This window comes from Deltaproteobacteria bacterium, from assembly GCA_021737785.1.
Classification (GTDB): domain Bacteria; phylum Desulfobacterota; class DSM-4660; order Desulfatiglandales; family Desulfatiglandaceae; genus AUK324.
This window is the reverse complement of record JAIPDI010000052.1, coordinates 15703-35519: the sequence shown is the minus strand read 5'-3', so window position 1 is coordinate 35519 and position 19817 is coordinate 15703. Positions and strand designations below refer to the sequence as shown.

Below are 19817 nucleotides of genomic sequence, written 5' to 3'. Positions count from 1 at the left end.
GCTCGCGCGTTCGCTCGGCGGGGCTTCGACCCTTTGGATTACTCCGCGGGCCGCCCGCTCCGCTACCTGCTGAACGAGCAATTAACAGGGTAACCTCCTTTCAGGTTACAAGATCAGCCAGGCTTAGCCTGGCGCACCAGAGGCACAGAGCCACGGAGATTGAATTAAAAACTGTTTTGGTGTAATTCTGCCTTGTGAAATCCGCTGCTTTGTGTGGTTGAATTATCAATTAATGCCGGTGATGCTTTTATACTGGTGATATCCTGTATTGCAGAAAATTTCTTGTATTGTCTGTCACAATGTCTTTTTTCTCCGTGGCTCTGTGGCTCTGTGTGAGATACTTTTTGCCGCCTTAGTCGGGAACGGCAAAGACCACCGCTCCGTAGCCCACCACCCAGCGGCCCCGGCTCTCGGGGAAATCATCGCCGCTGTTCCGGTAGAACAGGACCTTGCCCTCCTCGCATCCCTTCTGTTTTGCAAATCGCATCGCCGCAAGGACCGGCCCTATCCCGCAGAATATCTGTTTCGAATAGCCCCAGCCCTTCCGGATCCCCGCCTCATCCATGATCTTCACCATCTCCAGGGTGTGCTTGTCCGTACGGGTCACAAGGCCGTAATCCGCGTCATGCAGCATGTCGGTGCTGGCAATCACCAGGATCCTTTTCTTTTGGGAAAGGGCCTCCAGCCCAGCCGCCAGATCGTCTAGGGTCCGCGGATCGTGGTCCCCCACGAGCCCCACGATCATCGGAATTCCAGGGAGGGCCGCCTGGACAAAAGGGATCTCGTTTTCAGCCGAATGCTCGCCCGCATGAGGAGTGTAATCAAAGTATATCCGGGGGCTTATCCCAGCCATAAGTGCTCCGCTCGCCTTGTCCAGCACCGCATCCCCAAGGGGCGTTCGCAGCACGTCGCCCTCCATGAGCGCCACCCCTTGAAAGCCTTCGCGATGCCCTATCCCGAGCACCACCACCGTATCGGGCCGGCCCCGGGCGGCGGCGTTGTCCCTTATGGCCCGAAACGTGTAACCGGCCACCTTCCCGGAGTAGATATATCCCGCGTGGGGGGCAATGGCGGCCACGATCCTGCCGTTCACCTCAGCCACCCGGGCATTCTCCATGTACTCATCAATCATTGCCTTCAGTTCCATTCCGTTTCCTGGAAACCACCTTCCTGCCCCCAGGGCCTCTCTGACCGTTACTTCAGCCCCCTTGTTCATTTCTTCCTCCTTGGCGGCCCATGAAACCGCCGCAAGACAGATCCCGCAAAAACACGCCATCCCCAGCCACAGGAGATCGCGTGGCCCGATTTTTCTTGCAGACACCCGACCCATAAGGGCCTCCTTATCTGGTTGCGCGCTACTCGTTGCGCGTTGTGGGTTTGCTGAGTTGGTTGAGTTTATTGCGTTTATTGGGGTCGCGTTTCTCGTAATAACATAAGGTGTAGGGCGTGAGGGATTGAGCTGATGAGCTGGTAAGCTGCTGAGCTGTTAAGCTGCTGAGGTATTAAGCTATCATCCAGCATCCAGTACCCAGCATCCAGCCCTAAATCAGTTCCCACGCCCGGTATCCCAGAAGTTCATCCATCTCGGTCAGGAATCCTCTACAGGGGAGCACATTGAACCGGCCGTGTGCGGATATCATGAGCGGATTCCCTCCGGACATGCCCACCTTGAACAAGAGCCGGCTCTCCCCGGGATATCTGAAAACAATATCCCGCAGGTCTTCCAGGATCTCCCGTGAAGCCCTCCCGTTTTCCAGGGCCACCGTGATGGCCTTTACCACACTCAGGCGGACATCGCTGAGCCTCTCGATCTCCTTTGCAAGGATCTTGGCCGCGGTTTCGCCGATCTCCACGCTCCCGGTAATGAGGAGGGGCTCGTCCCCCTTCAGGAGGGGGGAGGCCCCGGCAAAGACATCCGGAAATATCACCACCTCGGTGGAGCCGGTCAGGTCCTCCAATTGAACGACAGCCATCTTTTCTCCCCGCTTGGTCCGCTTGATCTTGACACCTGCCAACACGCCGGCGATCTTGACCTGCCCCTTGTCCTTACGGGTGTGAAGGTCCTGGATGAGGCACGTGGCAAACCGATCGATCTCCTGCCTGAAGCTGTCCAGGGGGTGTCCGGTAATATAAAACCCCAGGCCCTCCTTTTCTTTTCTCAACCGCTCTGCCTCAGACCATTCGGGGATGTCCGGGAGTTCAAGGAGCCCCCCGGCGCCCCCGTTTTGGAGTGCCAGAGATCCGAAGATATTGAGTTGATTGGGGTCGTGATTGGCCCCGCAGATACGAAGGGCGTCATCGAGCCCGGCAAAGAGCCTCGACCTGTACTCCCCGGTAAAATCAAAGGCCCCGCACTGGATGAGGCCTTCCAGGACCCTCCGGTTGACCTTGGACCCATCCACCCGCCTGCAGAAGTCCAGCAGATCGCCGAACGGCCCATGCTGGTCTCTCTCCTGGATCACCAGTTCCACCGCCTTGACCCCCACATTCTTGACCGCGGCCAGCCCGAACCGGATCTTTCCATCCACCACGGAAAAATCCGCCTGGCTTTCGTTCACATCCGGGGGGAGAATCTCGATCCCCATGGCCCGGCATTCGGCGATGTTCTTGATGGTCTTGTCCTGGTTCCCCATATCCTGGGTCAGTAGCGCGGCCATGAATTGAACCGGATAATGGGCCTTGAGATAGGCGGTCTGAAAGGCGATCATGGCATAGGCCGCGGAATGAGACTTGTTAAATCCGTATCCCCCGAACTTATCGATCAGCCCGAAGAGCTTCTCGGCCATCGGCTGCGCAACCCCGTTTCCCACGGCCCCTTGCACAAACTTGGTGCGGTGCTTTGCCATCAGCTCGGGCTTCTTTTTCCCCACGGCCTTGCGAAGCTCATCGGCCTCCCCCATGGTGTAGCCGGCCAGGACCTGGGCGATTTTCATTACCTGTTCCTGATACAATATGACCCCGTAGGTCTCCTTCAGAATCGGTTCCAGCGTCGGCAGGAAATAGTTGATCTTGCCGTTTCCGTGCTTTCCGTTGATGAAATCGTCGATCATGTTGCTCCCCAGCGGACCCGGCCGGTAAAGGGCCATGAGGGCGATCATGTCTTCAAAGACCTCGGGCCGGAGCCTTCTCAGGAGGTCCTTCATGCCCGAACTTTCCAGCTGGAACACACCGGTGGTCTTTCCATCTGAGCAGAGCTGGTAAGGCGCTTTATCGTCGAGGGGAATCTTTCCCAGGTCGATCTTCTCTCCCGCGGTTTTTTCAATGAGGTGAAGCGCCTCCTTGATGACCGTCAGGGTCTTGAGACCCAGGAAATCAAATTTGATAAGACCCAGCTTTTCAATCCGTTCCATGGTGAACTGGGCCATGATTTCACCCTTGTGCCCGCGGTAGAGGGGGAGGTATTCCACCAGCGGCCGGTCCGCAATCACCACCCCGCAGGCGTGGGTGGATGCATGCCGGGACAGCCCCTCCAGGGCGCGGGATATCTCCAGGAGTTTTTTCCCCGGCCCTTCGCCCTCCTCCAGGCTTCTCAATTCGGGCTCGTCGCGGATGGCGTCATCCAGACGGACCCCCGGGCCTTCGGGCACCAGCTTGGCGATGCGGTCCACCTCTCCCAGGGGGATGTTGAGGCTGCGGCCCACGTCCCGGATCACCCCCCTGGCCTTCATGGTCCCAAAGGTGATGATCTGGCTGACGTTTTCCTGTCCGTATTTTTCCGCCACATAGCGGATGACCTGGTCCCGGCCGTTGACGCAGAAATCGATGTCAATATCCGGCATGCTGATCCGGGCCGGATTCAGGAACCGTTCAAAAAGGAGACCATACTTGATGGGCTCGATATTGGTGATATTGAGACAAAAGGCCACCAGAGACCCGGCTGCCGAGCCCCGGCCGGGTCCCACGGCGATATCATGCCGGTGGGCGTATTCGATAAAATCGGCCACAATCAGAAAATACCCTGCAAACCCCATCTTGAGGATCACCGACAGTTCAAACTCCAGCCGGTCGCGATACTCCGCCCTGACCTCCTCCGAGAGCGGTCCTTCTTCCGCCTCCTTTTCGGCCATTCGCCGTGCAAACCCCTCCCTGGCCTTATGGGTCAGCAGGTCGTCAAGGCTCCGATCCTTTTCCGCACGAAATACCGGGAACTTATACTCCCCGAAGCTCATTTCATAGTTGCACTGTTCAGCCACCCGAACCGTATTGTCAAGCGCGTCCTCATATCCTTGAAGGGCCTCTTCCATCTCGGCGCGGGACTTGAAATAAAATTCGTCGCAGGAGAACTTGAGGCGCTTTTCATCGTCCACCGATTTGCCTGTCTGAATGCACAGGAGCACATCATGGGCCTGTGCGTCCTCCTTGTTCAGATAATGGCAGTCGTTGGTGCCCACCAAGGGGAGGGACAGATCTTTGGAGATCTCCCTGAGCATCCGGTTGACCCGTTTCTGTTCAGAGAGCGTATTGGCCTGGACCTCTAAATAAAACCGTCCGTCAAACACCGAGGCCAGCTCCCTCGCCTTCTCCCTCGCCGCCTCCATCTGTCCGGCCAGGGCCAGATAAGGAACCACCCCTTTCAGGCACCCGGAAAGGGCGATAAGCCCGGAATGGTGTTTCTTGAGCAGTTCCATGTCCACGCGGGGATGATAATAAAACCCCTCCAGGTGACCCAGGGTGACCAGGGCGCTCAGGTTCCGGTATCCCTCCTCGTTCATGACCAGAAGGGTGAGATGGTGGGCCGTCGGTCCCCCGCCCCGAGAAGGAGACCGATCCCGCCGGTCGTTGGGGGCCACATACACCTCGCACCCGATGATCGGTTTAATCTTTGCCTTCACGGCCTGATCGTAGAACTGGACCACCCCGAACATATTGCCGTGATCCGTAATGGCCACGCTCTCCATTCCCAAACGCCGGGCCTTTTGAAGCATCCGGTCGATCCGGATGGCCCCGTCAAGCAGGCTGAATTCCGTATGCACATGAAGGTGTACAAATGGTGAATCGGTCACGTTGTTCCTTCCTATGGTCTGGTTGCTGGTTGCTGGTTGCTGGATACTGGATACCGGCGCATAGCTGATGGCTCATGGCATATGACAAAAATCTCGTGGGTTGGGTCAGCGATTTTGAAACCCGTGAAAGGCTGCCTGATTCAGACACCCCCCGGTGACAAAAACTATCCCATTTTACAGATGGTGTCAAATTCTACGCCGAAAAATCGGCTGCACCTGACAGCATCCTGAAAGGGATTGTCAGCGAATCCAAGGCCCTGGATTGGCAGGGCCGGCAAACTCTTTTTTGAAAGCCGATATTGCCGCGGGGTTCTTCAATTTGGTGACTCAATTGTTGCTCCTGGCTGGACAACCGGATTGGAATCTTCGAAAAGGGCTGGTCAGATTGTCCGAGATCTTTATGCAGGCTGGGCAAATCTCACGCATCGGTTTTGACCCCAAGAGCGCTATCACAACCGCTTGGCTGTGAGCGATCATTTGGGATATCCATTTTGACCAAGGTGGCGTCGTTTGACCTTAGAAGGAGATTGCACGCGCTTGGGCCGCCAGAGGGTACGTGGCTCTTATAGCAACCTATTGAAATTGTGACATATCTTTTTCGTATCTCAGCAGGGGTTCAACTTAATGCTTGCTTCTTGCATCACTGTTAGGCCGAGAGTTGCCAGGGCGGTCTTGGGAAATACCGAGATGGAAAGGGAACAGCTTCGAAACTGGCGGGGAGGTGGCGGATCCGTGCCGTTGACCCGCCTGACGCTTTGAATTCTGTTTGAAGGCCGATCCTGCAAACAGTCCATGAAATCCGTAGTGTCCCTCCCCATAACTTGGCTGTTCAGGATTCTATTCCGGCTTGATTATCAACTCCTGTAACGTCAGCGACCCCTGCGGTGCTTTGGGCGCACTTCTTAAGGTAGTTGTAGCAGTTTGATTCTCAAAGGATATATCCCATCCCCCTTTTAACGTTATGGATTTCGGTAGGTATAACTCAAAGATTTCGTTGTAGGTTCCCTCAGCCAATCGTATGGAAGCGTTTTCTCCTGCGTAGTCTATCGCATCCTGGATAGACGTGTAACAGGGATCGTTTCCATTACATGTGTCATCGGTGTTACTCACATAGAGAACTGATGGGGCTGATTCAGGATTAAACGTTAGTGTCCGGAATGTAGGCGAAGAAGAAGTTCTGTAGTTATTGCCATTGTTATCAATCACATTGACACGCCACTTGTAGGAGCTTCCCCTTGGGAGGTTCAGCGATTCAGAGGGTGTAAAGGACGTCTCGGTACTCTGAGGTGAGTCAAAAAACCGAACTCCCGTACTGTAATCCACGATGCGTATACTGTATAGATAAGCCCCATTGCCGGTATCCCCCTCTACTCTGGACCAACTGAATGTTGGTTTGTCCGTATCCAGGTAGGCATTGTCAGCCGGGAGCCGGGAATCTTCTACAAAGTCAGGGACAGGATTGTAGGTATAGGTGCACGTATCGGAGTTGGTTCGACCCTGGTCGTCCTTGATTTCAAAGGTGTAAGTGCCGTCGGGAACTGATGCCGGTGGATCATACGCAGTGATGTTTGCGTTATAAGAGGAAAATGTGAACTGATAAGCGCGCCTGTTCAGATCATATACCGTGTTATCAGGTCCTGTGGCGTGAAAATAGTCGATATCCCAAGGGGCCACGTGACTGCCCTGTGCATAAAGAAAATTTAGAAAATTTGAATCAGTAGGAAACGACATGACACCCCTGAACATTATTTCGGGTGCAGTCTTTGTGTCGGTGTAAAAAACAGGCTGGCTTTGACTGCAGTTCCGGCCCGAGGCATCATAAATCCGAGCCTCCCAGGAGTAAGCCGTATTGCGTTGCAACATCCCCTCCGGCACTGTGAAAGAAGGGGTTGTCATCATGGGGCTGATGTACCAGATCGCTTTAGAATCATAATCAGAAATAATTACCTGATAGATGTAGTCTCCTTCAACAGGTGAAAAGCTCAAGGTGGGCGTCGTACCTTCTGTATAGCTCTCGTTTGCCGGATCCAGATTGGTTGGTTTAGGCACACTGCCATCATAAGTGAAGTCCCGAGACACGGAGGCGGATCTGCCCGCACTATCGGTCACCGTCAGGGTGTAGGTGCCATCCTCCAGAACGCCTTGTTCTCCATAGACATAATAAAGTCCATATTGCTGAAAAGAGCGCGAAGGGTTTAGGTTATAGGTCCCGGATGGGCCGGTGGCGGTAAAAGAGGTCACATCCTCTGGAGAAGGCCCGCTGATAACTGCGAAAAATATGCTTAAAATTGTGCCGTCTGATTGTTTCATAGAAAAAACCATCGCTCTCTGAAATTTCGGCGCCGGATATGCGTACGCATATGTAAAATTAAAAGCGATACACAAGACAAAAGACCAAAGGGCTACGCATAGCAATTTGCCTGCTCTTGCATGTATGAATCTCATCGTTTCCTCCTGAAAAAATGGTGGAAGTTTCTTGCCCTGAATAGAGCACCTCTCAAAAACTGTGTTTCAATGCAGTGAAAAAATCGGCCGCTTTCTTAAAACTGGCTGGGAGGTGGCGGCCCCGGCTATGGCCCGCCTGACGGTTTCATTTAGTCTGCCTGCGGGCCTATCCCGAAGGCATAAAAATTCACCCCCGTCCCTCCCCATGATTTGACTGTTCATCCCTGGCCTTATTCAGGCTTAATGACCAACTCCTGCAACGTCAGAGACCCCTGCGGGGCCTTGGGCGCACCTTTCAATGTGGTAGTCCCGGTCTGGCTTCCAAATGACGCGTCCCACCCGCCCTGGAGGGTCAGAACCTTATCTGCGTTAAGACTGATGGTTTCATCGTACGTGCCATCAGCGATCAGTATGACCGTCCCGGTGTCCGCTGCCTCGATGGCCTGCTGAATTGTCATGTCACACGGTGTCTTGCCCCCGCAATACCCATCCCTGCACACATATCGGGTAGAAGCAGCTGTCCACTGGGCGTACAGCGTGACGTTAGCCCCTGGCATGCTGAACGTTTCCCCAGGGGCATATGGGGTTCCGCCCCCGTCCGAAGCCGTGTTCCAATTGTCGAAGGTATAGCCAGTCTTGACCAGGGAGCCCGCGTCCAGAACCGTCACTTCAGTACCTTCCTGGTAGGCACTCCCGTCCTCGGGTGGGGCTCCCCCGGTGTTCCCATTGCCGTCATAGGTCACAGTGTAAGTGGCCGCGAAGTTGGCAGTGACGGTCTTGTCCCCGTCCATGGCCAGGCTGGCCGGATTGTTGGTTCCGCTCAGGTCCCCGGTCCAACCGGTAAAGGTATAGCCCGCCTCGGCCGTAGCTGTGACCTGCACCTCCTCGCCGTGCTCGTAATTGGCCTTATCAGGGTCCTTGACCACAGTGCCGCTCTCAACCGGATTCGCAGCCGTGGTCAGGGTGTAGGTGTTGATGGCAAAATTGGCGGTGACCGTGGCCGATCCCGTTAGGGTGACGGTGGTAAATGCGACGGTCGCGTTATCAAAATCCGCGTTTTCCGCCGGGTCTGCTGTCCAGTTATCAAAGTGGTAGCCTGGGGCGGCCGAGGCCGTGATATTTTGGGCCTCTCCAGCATCCACGTTGGTGGTCGACCCTGCAGGAGGCTCTGTGGTGCCGCTGGCAGCGGGGAATGCCGACATGGTCAGTACAACCTGGGTCTTGAATTCCACTTGTTCCCCGTAACTTGTACCTGCCGTATTGGTGGCATAGGCCCGCACATAGTAGGTCGTGCCGGCACTCAGGCCGGTGATGTTTGAGGTAAATGAACCGATTGTAGAAGCCAGGCCTTCGTCGGTGCAATCGTCATCGTCAGCATTCGGATTTCCGCTGGTGTTCCAGCAGACGCCGTGGGCCGTGGGATCGGGTGAACCGAGGTCGGTGATAGTACCGTTACCGATCGCTGTGGCAGTGCCGACACCGGTGACCTCCTCGGTGGTTACAGCGGGGGCAATTATTAATTCCTGCATTACATAGTATTCGGGAGAGTCGTTCTGGAAATGGATCCAGCCAATCCGTTCGCCCCAGGCATAGCCATCGAACTTGTTGGTGCTGGTGCTGATGGTCACCCCGCCATTTGTTGGATTGAAGTTGATCCAGCCTACATTCTCACTCCAGGCATAGCCAGAAAGGTTGCCCGAGCCGTCCTTATTCACGCCCCAATCGGTCTCATCGGTATTGTCATAAGGGCCCGCGGCGTCCACGCCCAGCTTGATCCATCCGATGTTTTCCGCCCATACATAGCCCGTCAAATAGGTCGCTTCCACCGTGGCCTGGGCATTGGTGGACCGCCAGTTGTGCCAGCCTGCATTCTCGCCCCAGGCGTATTTGTAGGTCGCGTCGATATTGCCTGCCCACACGATCTGCACACCAAAAAGGAGAAGACAAATCAGTCCCATGATTGCTGAGCGCACAATGATAGTTCCTTTATTCCTCTTCATTTTCGATCTCCTTTGGTTCGACGTTACGCCTGAGTACATGCCCAGCGGCACACCAATGCACGCACCAGTTTCCCCACATACGCGTCAATCCCTGACAAAGGAAAGCCTCCGATGACAACCGGCGCATCCACGTCCCCTGCCATTTGAAGTTTCAAACCGGTAACACTGGATACCGTCCTGGCATCTTCATCCATGACCTGCATAAAGGCGCCCACCTGCATCAGCAAAATGGAATCACCCGCCAGGTGTTTCAGCTCACCGTAGCGGGATGTCAGTTTTTCAGAGAACACCATGTCTTCTCGCCTCAAAAAAATGCCGCGGGCAGGGGGAGCCCCCTTGCACCCCCCGTCAAATAATCCAAGAATCAAAGCTTCTATTGTCCTCCGCGAACAGGCCACACGTAGTATGTGCGGGTCTTAACGTCGCAGTAGACGCGGCCATAGTACAGGTGCACGTACCACGCGTAGTCAGTATCGTCCCCGTACGTCGAACTCGTCCAGTAGTGGTACGACTGCACGCCCGTAAAGGGATTTCCCGAAGGCAGCGCAGGATTGTATTGCCCAAAATCGATCAGGCTATGCAGTTCTTTGGCATTGGGGAGACGCCAATCTCCGGCAACCGAGCCGTCGCTGAGTCCGCAATCTGCTTCCCCACCAAAACAACCCGTGCAGCCGTCGTACAACGCAGCGCAATAATCCACAGCCGTATTCCAGTTTACCGTGCCGCCAGCGCAATTTGCGTTCTTGAGCCAGATCAAGCCTGTGAGGTTGTCCGTGACCGTACCATCCTCATTATCCGTAAACCGCGGGCTGGGCCACGTAACACCTTTTTCAAGATCACCATCATCATGGGTGCGATAGCTGGTGGTCTGACCGGTCTTGGGCACCTGTGTGGGAATTGCTTTCTCGTACACCTGATCCAAGGTGTGCCCGGTCGAGTCAGGCCCTGCAGACGGCTCGGTAAACGCGCCGCTCCGTTTGGTCGCCTGGGTATTGCTGTTCAGGCGGTTATAAACATCCTCCAGCGTGTACATGGCGCTGTCCGCACTGGTAGGAGCACCTATATCATCCAGGCTCCCCGCCCAGGCCACAGCAGTAACACTCAACAACAGCACGCCCAACACCATCCCATTCGTGTAACGCATAATACCCTCCATTGATGATTGAATATTCCCAATTCAAACCTCAAATTTTCCCTGCAAACCATAGCGATTTATGAATCCAAAAATTTTTTTCATAACCCACTTTTTCCGCCCGCGCGCTGAGGAACCGATGTTATGATCTAGTTAGATTCCTAAGCGCCGGTTTAAACGGATCCAGCTTGTCCCCACGGGTTTATGGACGGAGCATACCGACGGTTTGTGGGGCATATGGACGCTCAAATATCTATTTTATCCGCTAATCAGGATAGCTGCATCCCTTTCAGCTTCGAGACCTATTGTGTCACGTTCACCTCAACGAAATCATAGAAGACCTGATCGAAATCTATCGAAGCATTCATATTCATATCCACACCGAAATAGAAAACATGTCTCCCTACAGATAATTCAGATGTATCCAGTAACTCAATAGATGAAAGGTTAAATAAGGATCCTTGGTATGTAACTGATATCCCTGGTAAGAATGACCAAAAACCGCCAAGGATATCATAATAATCCCAACCAGCAGGTCCATTGGTAACCACCCACCAATCGGCGGGCTGGCCCAATTTATCTCCCGATTCAAGTGCTACTTCGATGGAAACAGATGAGCCGTGGGAAACTGTGATGGCGGTATCGGAGCCATTGGCTTTGATATCCGGTGCTAAATGAGGGACGAGCTTGCTGGCTGTCCAGGTGCCGGTGCCAGTACCGTTACAGTGCTCACTGTAGGCTTCCCAAGTTCCATTACACTGAGCAGGTGCTGTAAAGGTCCCTGTATACTGATCATAATCCTCACCAAAAGGGTCAGGTTCCACTGTAAAGAAAAAGCTATTGTCAGAAATCAGATAGCCGGGATCAAACCCCACCGTGCCACCTCGAGTCGATGTGCAGACCGAGCCTTCAATTTCCATGGTGCAGGTCCAACGCGTTATCCGGCTGTCCGTCACAGTGAAACCCATATCATACCCTTGGTTGGTGGTTCCGGACCACTCCCCGTCGTACGGTCCGGCCGCGTTTACCAGGGTTCCACCAGGCAGTATATAACCGTGGGCTAAGACTAGAGCGAATGCTAAGAGTAAAAACGGATATTTTGCCTTGGAACTTTTTGTATGCTTCATGATTTCACCTCCTGGATTAAGGTTGCGTGGAATGCGCGAAAAATCTTCCCGGCGATGGAGTTTCGTATGATAAAAATATGATGGTTAACCCGAGGTATATTGGTTTTACAAAATTTTCTTTAAATTCACTTCGGCTGAGCACCCGGGCGCTTTGTTGGATAAGCCAACCATCCTCACAGTGTATGAATGGTGGCATAGGAAGAAAACGAGACGGAAGAAGCGATTCACTTCTTTTACCGCAAAGAGATCAAGGAATTGCTCTCAACCGGTTGTACCCATTCCGTTTGAGAGCGTGGCGAGCAGATTTTGAGATATTTCTCCATAGAAAATTTTATAAACCCATGGGGCGTCATGCTCCGGAAAGAAGCGAATCAGACAGCCTCTTAAGTCCAGGATTCACACCGGGCTATCCTCGGCGATTCACTTTAGGTTGTTTTCGTCATTATGGGTTTAGGACGGTAAATCCGTTTTAGTCTGCCAAACCAATTGTTGTAAACGGTCCATTCAAGACGTGCATCTGTCCTCCTTTTCACATCAGCTATCTTTTAGAAGCCTGGAAAAATGAATTCCCTCCGTCTAAATCTTTGATGTCAAAAGCTGGTGGGGAGGTGGTGGCCCCTGTCCTTGACCACCTGACGCTTTATCCCACTACAAATCAATTCTGTAGAAATCCAGTCAATTCATCGTCCCTCCCCATGGTTTGACTGTTCACCGCTTGCTTTATTAAGGCTTGATGATCAACTCCTGTAACGTCAGTGACCCCTGCGGTGCTTTGGGTGCATTACGCAAAATCGTGGTGCCACTCTGATCTTGAAAGGACATATCCCATCCACCTTGTAAAGTCATCGATTTAGAATAGTTTAGGGTGATCAATTCAGTGTAGGTCCCTCCAGCAATCAATATGTTGGACCCACTGTCAGCGTTGTTAACGGCGTCCTGGATGGAGGTATAGCACGGGCTGTGGTTATCGCAGGTATCATCGTCTTTATTGACGTACATGAACAGGACCTCTGATCTTAAGCGGCTCCACACACCATCGTATGCGGTCCCTGCGTAAATAACCTTGGGTTTAGTCTCGCTGACGACAACTTTGGTGATATTCATTACCCCAAGCCCATTGTTGAATGCCGACCAGTTTTTACCTCCGTTCGCAGATATATAAATTCCCGAATCTACCGTCCCTGCATATAGGATATTATTATCTTCCGTGAGGTCTATGGCCACAGCAGTAACCGCTTGACCTCGCATCCAATTAAGATGAGTCCAGGACGACTGGTTCCATTTCCAAATCCCATCGCTCGTTGCTGCGTAAACATTAGAGGTAGAGTCAACAACCGCATCATAAACCGCATTTACCCAGTCACTACTAAGACTTATATTTGTCCAGGTTTCTCCAGCATCATCTGATCTAAATAGATACCCTTTACTCTCTACACCAAGGTAGACCACGTCTGGGTTAACGGGATCGGAACATAGACACTTTGGCCAAGACCAATTTTTTACTTGCGTCCAGTTATCACCACCGTCTTTGCTTCGTCGCACACCCCCGTAATATATATAGAACGAATCCTCGCGCCATTCTTTCAATGCCAGCACAATGTTGGAATTGGCGGGATGAATCCATATATCTCTGACTGTTCCACTATAACTTCTAGAATCAACCCTACTCCAGGTTTCACCGCCGTCAATGGTGCGGTAAATTTTTCCTGCCCCCTTCCCATAATTTCCCCCTATCGTACCTATAAACCTTTTGGATGCATTGCTTCGATCTATCGCTATAGTATTTAGTTTTAAGGAATTGTAAGGACCGTTATCAGTCCAGGAACCTCCTTGGTCCACTGTCTTTTGAATGTGGCGATCCCCCTCGATAGCTACCAGGGCTGTGTTTGGGGACGTAGGGCTGATAGCTATGTCATGAATATTAGAATTCTTGATGGTAGATGCATTCCAAGTGGTACCCCCGTCTGCGGACGTATAAAGCCTCTCCTGGTCGTAGCCAACATACACTATATCCGAATCAGTGGGATTTATGGCGATGCTGGAAAAAAGACTACTTGAAGGTAATCCTGCGCTGATATCTTCCCATATTGATTCACGCGGGTTATACATGATAAGAGGAAAATCTCCGTAGTTGTCTGCGACATATAGCCAATCAGGGTCGATCGGGTTTACGCAAATTATGTCGGGGTCGACAGATATTCCGACAGAAGTCCACGTTTCCCCTTTATCCGTACTCTTGTAAAGGTCGCCCAAATTTTGGATAATGTAAAGTGTTTGCGGCGAATAACCCGCGGGAGTTATTACAAGACTATATCCAAGTTCCCTATTCCAATTGGGATTTATGGCTTGTGATGTCCATGTTTCCCCACCATCAGCACTTTTTAAGAATCCTCTGTGTCCCTGCCAAACATAACCACGAATCCCGGTCCCAACATAGATATAAGACGAATTCTCAGGGTCGACAACGATAGAATTGATCCCAACCCCTATACCACTGTCTGTTTCTGTATGCTTTAATATCCAACTGTCTCCTCCATCTTCGCTTTTCAATATCTCCCCAGTCTTCGTCCCCAAGAAAATAATATCAGGGTTTCGTGGATCAATGGCCAAAGCAGTAACCCACGTAACATATTTCTTTTTCCATTCACCCCCGCCATCAGTACTTTTATAGAATCCATCTTCAGCGCCCATTTCATAACCAGACATTTTCCCTACACCGGCACAAACTATATTTGGGTTTGTGGGATCAACGCGGATCACATTAATCTCTATTCCGTAGAGCCCTGCCTTTAACCAACTCTCTCCACCATTCGTGGATTTGTACATGCCTGAGACTGTTCCAATGTAGACGATATTGGTATTAGAAGGCGCAACTGCAATACTGGTAACATACCCTCCATTTGGTCCTCCTGAAGACCAGACATCGGCCTTCGCAATCATCGCAGTGTGGGTATCTGAAGTTTTTGCATTTGCTTGGCCCCAAGCAAGAGAAACAGTTAGCAAAACGATCATTCCTGTTAAAAAAAGAACATTACACTCAAAAATAAGGAAACCAATGCCTTTTTTCATTATGCGTTCCCCCTTATTCTTAGAGTTTTCAGTGAATTCACATTTTTGATGGTGAAATGATGAGTCCAGATTCGCTTCATGACACCCTCTTCCTACGCATTGGCTTGAGTCAATTTCGAAAAGCCTCTTTTAGGCATGGCAGGTCCAAAAAGAAATTAATGGCCAAATAGGCCATAAAGATCCCTATGCTAACGAAATTAACCAATTTGCAAGAAAAGCAACATTAATTAGGTAAAAATCGCGGGGACTATCGCAGGTTCAATTATGACAGAAGTCAACAAGAGATGGTGTACAACGGGGTTTTCCGCCTTGATGATACGAAAATTTGAGTGTGCTCCTAACAAGGTAGACATTCCCTGCCAGGAGCACGGCTGGCACATTCTGATCTGTTTTTCCATGGATAAATCCCTGGATAACGAATGAAGGAAGGCTCCGTGTGGTTACTTTCTTAATTACGAAATCACAAAAGAAGGCTGCTGTCAAGAAAAAAAACGTGTTCCAGGAGGCTGATTAAAATGAACAATTTCGGAGCTTTCATGAGACCAGCAGACTTATGTGTGGCAACAAGCAGGACGCTGATTTGGATGGCGAGGTCCTTTTCCCTGACCACCCTCAAGATCACATCCGATATGATCAAGATGCCTACAGCGGGATTGCTGTTTATCAGGCCGATCAGATGCACCCTTCCATTTTGGGCATCTTTATTTCTGACGACCTCGAGCAGGAGCGGCGATGACTTTAGGACTCCATCACAGCGACGATCCGTTTGAGATGTTGATCTAAGGTCGGGAAGACGAGACTGGCAGTTGACCTGTCCTCTTCTAAGGTCTGCCTCCTATTGCTCACATATGTCGCTGGCATAAGAAAAACGTGACGGCAGAGAGGATGACGAAGGTAAGGACGATCACAAGGTAGAAATACCGGCGTTCCATGAGCCAGGGATTCGCATGAGCACCCTGCTCAGCCATTTTATTCTCCTTTCTCCTGGTTTTCCATCATGGATGACCAACCACGCAGGTGAATCATTGCTGACGCAATTCGTCCCATTAAGGGGCGGTACTGCAGAAGAAAAGCTTTCGGATTTTGTTACATTATAAATCGTGGGATCAACCTCAATTCAGATAGGTCAAGCGGATACCGAAATTGATTCCTAATTTTTAGAGACCTGAAATAGAAAGAAATCTTCTGGAAACCTCTAAAATTTTGGACCATTAAAAACCTGAGATATGCCTTACTTATGTTGCGAGACGGGTTATGTTGTGAGTATTTAATTCTCTCCATTTGATTCCCGAGATACGCTTTGCCCAGCAACGCCCCTTTCAGTCTCTCAAGACGCCTGGCATGTTCCGGGTCGAGCGTCGTCCCTTCATCCAGGGCCGCCGGTGCAACAATTTTCTCTGTCAGATCAGTCTGGGTGATCCCCCCCCTGCGATCACGGCCAGAACCCCGTCCCACGAATGAGGCACTGGGTCTTTAAGGCTTGCTGAAATTGCCCCGGTGTCTTTACCGTCGCTGCATGCTGAAAGGACGGAGTGGGGGTTCAAGAATTATTCAGCCATCTCTCACCAGATATCCCACCACCCGTTCCAGGTGGTTGACGCTGCTGCACTCCCGGGCCAGGGTGCAGAAGGGGAGGTATCGCTTCATCTCCGAGTCTCCGGTCCCCCAGAAGGGGGGGGATTCCGGGTTGAGCCAGATGACCCGCCTGGCCCTTTTGTGGATGAGACTCAGGATCCCGGTTTCAGGGGCCCCGTAGTTGTTCCGCGCATCGCCTAAGATGAGGACGGTGGTCCTGCGGCCGATCCTCTCCAGACCGTGATTCTTTAACTCCCGGAATGTCTGTCCGTAGTCGGTCCGGCCGAGACCCACCCCCAGCCCGGTCCCCTTCTGCAGCCGCACCAGGGCCTCGTCCACCCCGTAGGCCTCAAAAATATGGGAAACCTCCGCCATATTGGAACAGAAGACAAAGGATCGGATCCTGGCAATCTCGTCGTTGAGGCTGTACAGGAAAAGGAGCGTGAACCGGGATACCGCTTCCACCGAGCGGCTGATATCGCACAGCACCACCATGTCGGGCCGGTCGATCTTTTTTGCCTTCCAGCGGGGGGCAAAGATCAGCCCCTGATAGGCGATATTTTCTCTGAGGGTTTTTTTTAGGTCCAGGATGCCCCGTCGGGCCCCTCTTTTCCGTCTGGAATGGGTGTCATTGAGGGCTTTCACCATTTTTTGGATGATCCGATGCATCCGCTCGTAATCCCTCTCCTCCAGATTGGAAAGCTTCATGTCCCGCAGATATCTATCCATGATCGCTTCCCGGGCCGAGGCCGCATACACGGCGTACTGCTGCTCCACAAAATCCCTGACCTGTTCAAAGAGAAACGCCTTTTGGGTCTTTAATGTCCCTCCCTTTTGCTGAGAGGCCTTCCGGTCCTCCCTTGAAAGCCGGGTGATATCCCGGTCCAGCCCTTCCAGACCCATGCCCTGAAGGATCCTTTGTATAAAGAGGCTCTTCTGGGTGAAAAAAAAGATCCCGCTTATCTCGGACTTTTCTGCGGCCTCCCGCATGGCCATGGAGAGACCCGCCTGGTCGCCTGATAGAAGCATCCGGGAAAGGGGGGAATCGAGACTGTCGGGGGCCGCAGCCGAGGGAACAGGAGGGGATTGGGCGCCGGGAGCCATAAACCCGTCCGGGGAAAAAAACCGATCAAAGCAATCCGTGAAGATTTCCTTTTCAGTCCGGGACTTGGCCAACGCCACAGAGAGTGCATCGCGCAGGACGCCTCTCTCCTCGAAGCCCACCAGCGAGGCCGCCCGCAGGGCATCCATGGTTTCGGACGGCGATATCCTCACCCCCGATCCCCTCAGGGCCGCCATCAGATCGCACAGGACATGTTCCATCCCTGCTCCCCCCGATCGGTCTACCGGACGGCCTTCTCGGCCATTTCATACAGACGCCCCTCAACCATCTCAATGTCCACCTCGAATTTCAAGAGGATATTGAGGGTGTCTCTGATCAGCTCCGGGTCCAGATCCCGGGCATTGAGGATCATCAGGACCCTGGCCCAGTCAATGGTCTCGCTGACCGAGGGGACTTTTTTCAGGTCCAGTTCCCTGAGATGCTGCACAAAGGTCACCAGCTGGGCCCTGAGCCGTTCAGGCACGCCCGGCGCACGCACCCGTACGATCTCCCGTTCCAGTCTGGAATCGGGGAACGGGATATAGAGATGAAGACACCGTCGCTTGAGGGCCTCGCTCATCTCCCGGGTGTTGTTGCTGGTCAAAAAAACATAGGGCATGGAGACCGCACGGATCGTGCCCAGCTCCGGGACAGAGACCTGGAAATCCGACAGGACCTCCAGCAAAAAGGCCTCAAACTCCTGGTCCGATCTGTCCACCTCATCCACCAGGAGAACAGCGCCTTCCTTTTCCTGAAGGGCCATGAGGAGGGGCCTGGGCGCCAGAAAACGCTCGGAAAAGAAGATGTCGTCGTACTGATGCACCCTGTCCACGGCATCCGCCAGACCCTTGGTCCCCTCCAGCAGGTCGGCCAGTTTATCCTTGAGGATCTGGGTATACAGCAACTGTTTGCCGTATTTCCACTCGTACAGGGCCTTGGATTCATCCAACCCTTCATAGCACTGGAGCCGGATCAGGGGCCTTTTCAGGTAGACGGCCGCGGTCTTGGCCAGTTCGGTTTTTCCCACCCCTGCAGGCCCCTCCACAAGGATCGGTTTCTGCAGGTGATGGGCCAGATATAGGGTGGTGGCAATCTGCCGGCTGCACACATATCCGACATCTTCAAACCCCTTTTTAACATCTTCAATCGCCTGAAATCCACAGCCGGCATCCTTTTCCATGAAAAGGTCCCCCCTTCCCTCATTATTCTTTTCTCGAGGCGGAGTATACCAGATTCAGAGGGAGGCTTCAAACAGGGATCCGGTTTTTCGGCATCCCGGACAAGGATAGTGGAGGTCCACATCAGCACGTTTCATTGTTATCAGCAGGCACATCGCTTCACATTTGATGCATTCGTAAAAAGTCGTCACCCCGTTGAATCCCGCCGAATGGCGGGACGGGGTCCATGGGTTTCGTACGTACTTGATATCACTGATTTTCGGCTCCCGGTCGAAGATCCCGTACTTGTGCGGGGATCGGGGCCCGGGACAAGCTTCGACGGAATGACCGGAAAAGGGGCATTTTCGACTTTTTACGGGACCATCAATAGCAAAAAATAATGCTTGACATATAAATGTTAGTCTAATAGACATATGCAACCATAACACCTTCCACAGGAGTGACGTCGATGTTCGAGAAAATCAAACAGAACCGGATGTATGAAAGTATTGTGACCCAGATTCTCGAGGCCATGTTCCGGGGGGATCTGCAGGCGGACGACAAACTTCCCTCTGAAAAGGAATTGGGGGAGATCTTCGGGGTCAGCCGGGTCACAGTCCGCGAGGCCATACGATCCCTTGAGCAGTTCGGCATGATCGAGGTCAGGCAGGGGAGTCGAGGGGGCGCCTATGTTAAGAAAATGAACCTGGACAACGTGGTCGGCCAGATGGGAAACGCCCTCCGAATGACAAACATCACCTTTCCCCATCTGGCCACGGCCCGGGCATGTCTGGAAAGGGAAATACTCACTGAAATGATCCCCTCAAAGATCACTCCCGAAGACTGTGATCGCCTGGCCCGGAATATCGATACGGCCGAGGCCCATTTCAGAAAAAACGAGGGGAGCGAGAGACTTCACTCCAATTTTGAATTCCACACCCTGTTGGCGGAACTCACCAAGAACCCGATCGTCATCCTGATGCACAAGATCATTGTGGACCTGTCGGTCTCATTTTTCGAGAATGTGGTGGCCACAACGCCGATGGTCGAGAAGACGCTGAACCAGCACCGGCAGATCCTGGCGTTTTTAAGAGACAAGAATTTCGAAGCGGCCGGGCAGACCTGTTTTCAGCACATCCAGGATGCCAGCGCCAATATCGTGGAAAAATCCAAACAGCAATCGCTGTTGGTATCAAGGAGGACCTGA

The 19817-nt window shown here is 52.5% G+C and carries 12 protein-coding genes; 2 read left to right on the top strand and 10 right to left on the bottom strand.

Annotated elements, in window-relative coordinates; translation table 11 throughout:
* Positions 1–352: 352 nt before the first annotated feature.
* The 8 genes from amrB to K9N21_19960 form a co-directional block, all read right to left on the bottom strand.
* The gene (gene amrB, locus K9N21_19995) at positions 353–1330 is read right to left on the bottom strand and encodes an AmmeMemoRadiSam system protein B (GenBank protein ID MCF8146197.1); all 978 of its coding nucleotides are present in this window, start codon (positions 1328–1330) and stop codon (positions 353–355) included.
* A 211-nt stretch (positions 1331–1541) separates the two neighbouring features.
* Entirely contained in the window at positions 1542–5003 is a 3462-nt protein-coding gene (locus K9N21_19990) for a DNA polymerase III subunit alpha (protein ID MCF8146196.1), read from the bottom strand.
* 837 nt (positions 5004–5840) lie between these two features.
* A complete protein-coding gene (locus K9N21_19985) occupies positions 5841–7448 on the bottom strand; it encodes a hypothetical protein (protein ID MCF8146195.1) in 1608 nt (535 codons plus the stop codon).
* A gap of 230 nt (positions 7449–7678) precedes the next feature.
* On the bottom strand, positions 7679–9448 hold the full coding sequence (locus K9N21_19980; protein MCF8146194.1) for an InlB B-repeat-containing protein: 1770 nt from the start codon (positions 9446–9448) through the stop codon (positions 7679–7681).
* Between the two features lie 23 nt (positions 9449–9471).
* Complete coding sequence (locus tag K9N21_19975) at positions 9472–9741, bottom strand: hypothetical protein (GenBank protein ID MCF8146193.1); 270 nt, start codon at positions 9739–9741, stop codon at positions 9472–9474.
* Positions 9742–9821: 80 nt separating this feature from the next.
* Positions 9822–10592, bottom strand: coding sequence for a DUF1566 domain-containing protein (locus K9N21_19970; protein MCF8146192.1), 771 nt, complete (start codon positions 10590–10592; stop codon positions 9822–9824).
* 290 nt (positions 10593–10882) lie between these two features.
* Positions 10883–11707, bottom strand: a complete 825-nt coding sequence (locus K9N21_19965; GenBank protein ID MCF8146191.1) for a hypothetical protein — start codon at positions 11705–11707, stop codon at positions 10883–10885.
* A gap of 723 nt (positions 11708–12430) precedes the next feature.
* Positions 12431–14776: a hypothetical protein gene (locus K9N21_19960; GenBank protein MCF8146190.1), complete on the bottom strand. Its 2346-nt coding sequence runs from the start codon at positions 14774–14776 to the stop codon at positions 12431–12433.
* Positions 14777–15329: 553 nt separating this feature from the next.
* On the opposite strand from K9N21_19960, the gene K9N21_19955 reads away from it, so the two are divergent.
* Positions 15330–15512, top strand: a complete 183-nt coding sequence (locus K9N21_19955) for a hypothetical protein (protein ID MCF8146189.1) — start codon at positions 15330–15332, stop codon at positions 15510–15512.
* A gap of 815 nt (positions 15513–16327) precedes the next feature.
* On the opposite strand, the gene K9N21_19950 is transcribed toward K9N21_19955, so the two are convergent.
* On the bottom strand, positions 16328–17674 hold the full coding sequence (locus K9N21_19950; protein ID MCF8146188.1) for a VWA domain-containing protein: 1347 nt from the start codon (positions 17672–17674) through the stop codon (positions 16328–16330).
* Between the two features lie 20 nt (positions 17675–17694).
* Positions 17695–18633 carry a MoxR family ATPase gene (locus K9N21_19945; GenBank protein MCF8146187.1) on the bottom strand — a complete coding sequence of 313 codons (939 nt, stop codon included), beginning with the start codon at positions 18631–18633 and terminating at the stop codon, positions 17695–17697.
* Positions 18634–19079: 446 nt separating this feature from the next.
* On the opposite strand from K9N21_19945, the gene K9N21_19940 reads away from it, so the two are divergent.
* Positions 19080–19817 (top strand): GntR family transcriptional regulator, encoded by a 738-nt coding sequence (locus tag K9N21_19940; protein ID MCF8146186.1) that lies wholly within the window; start codon positions 19080–19082, stop codon positions 19815–19817.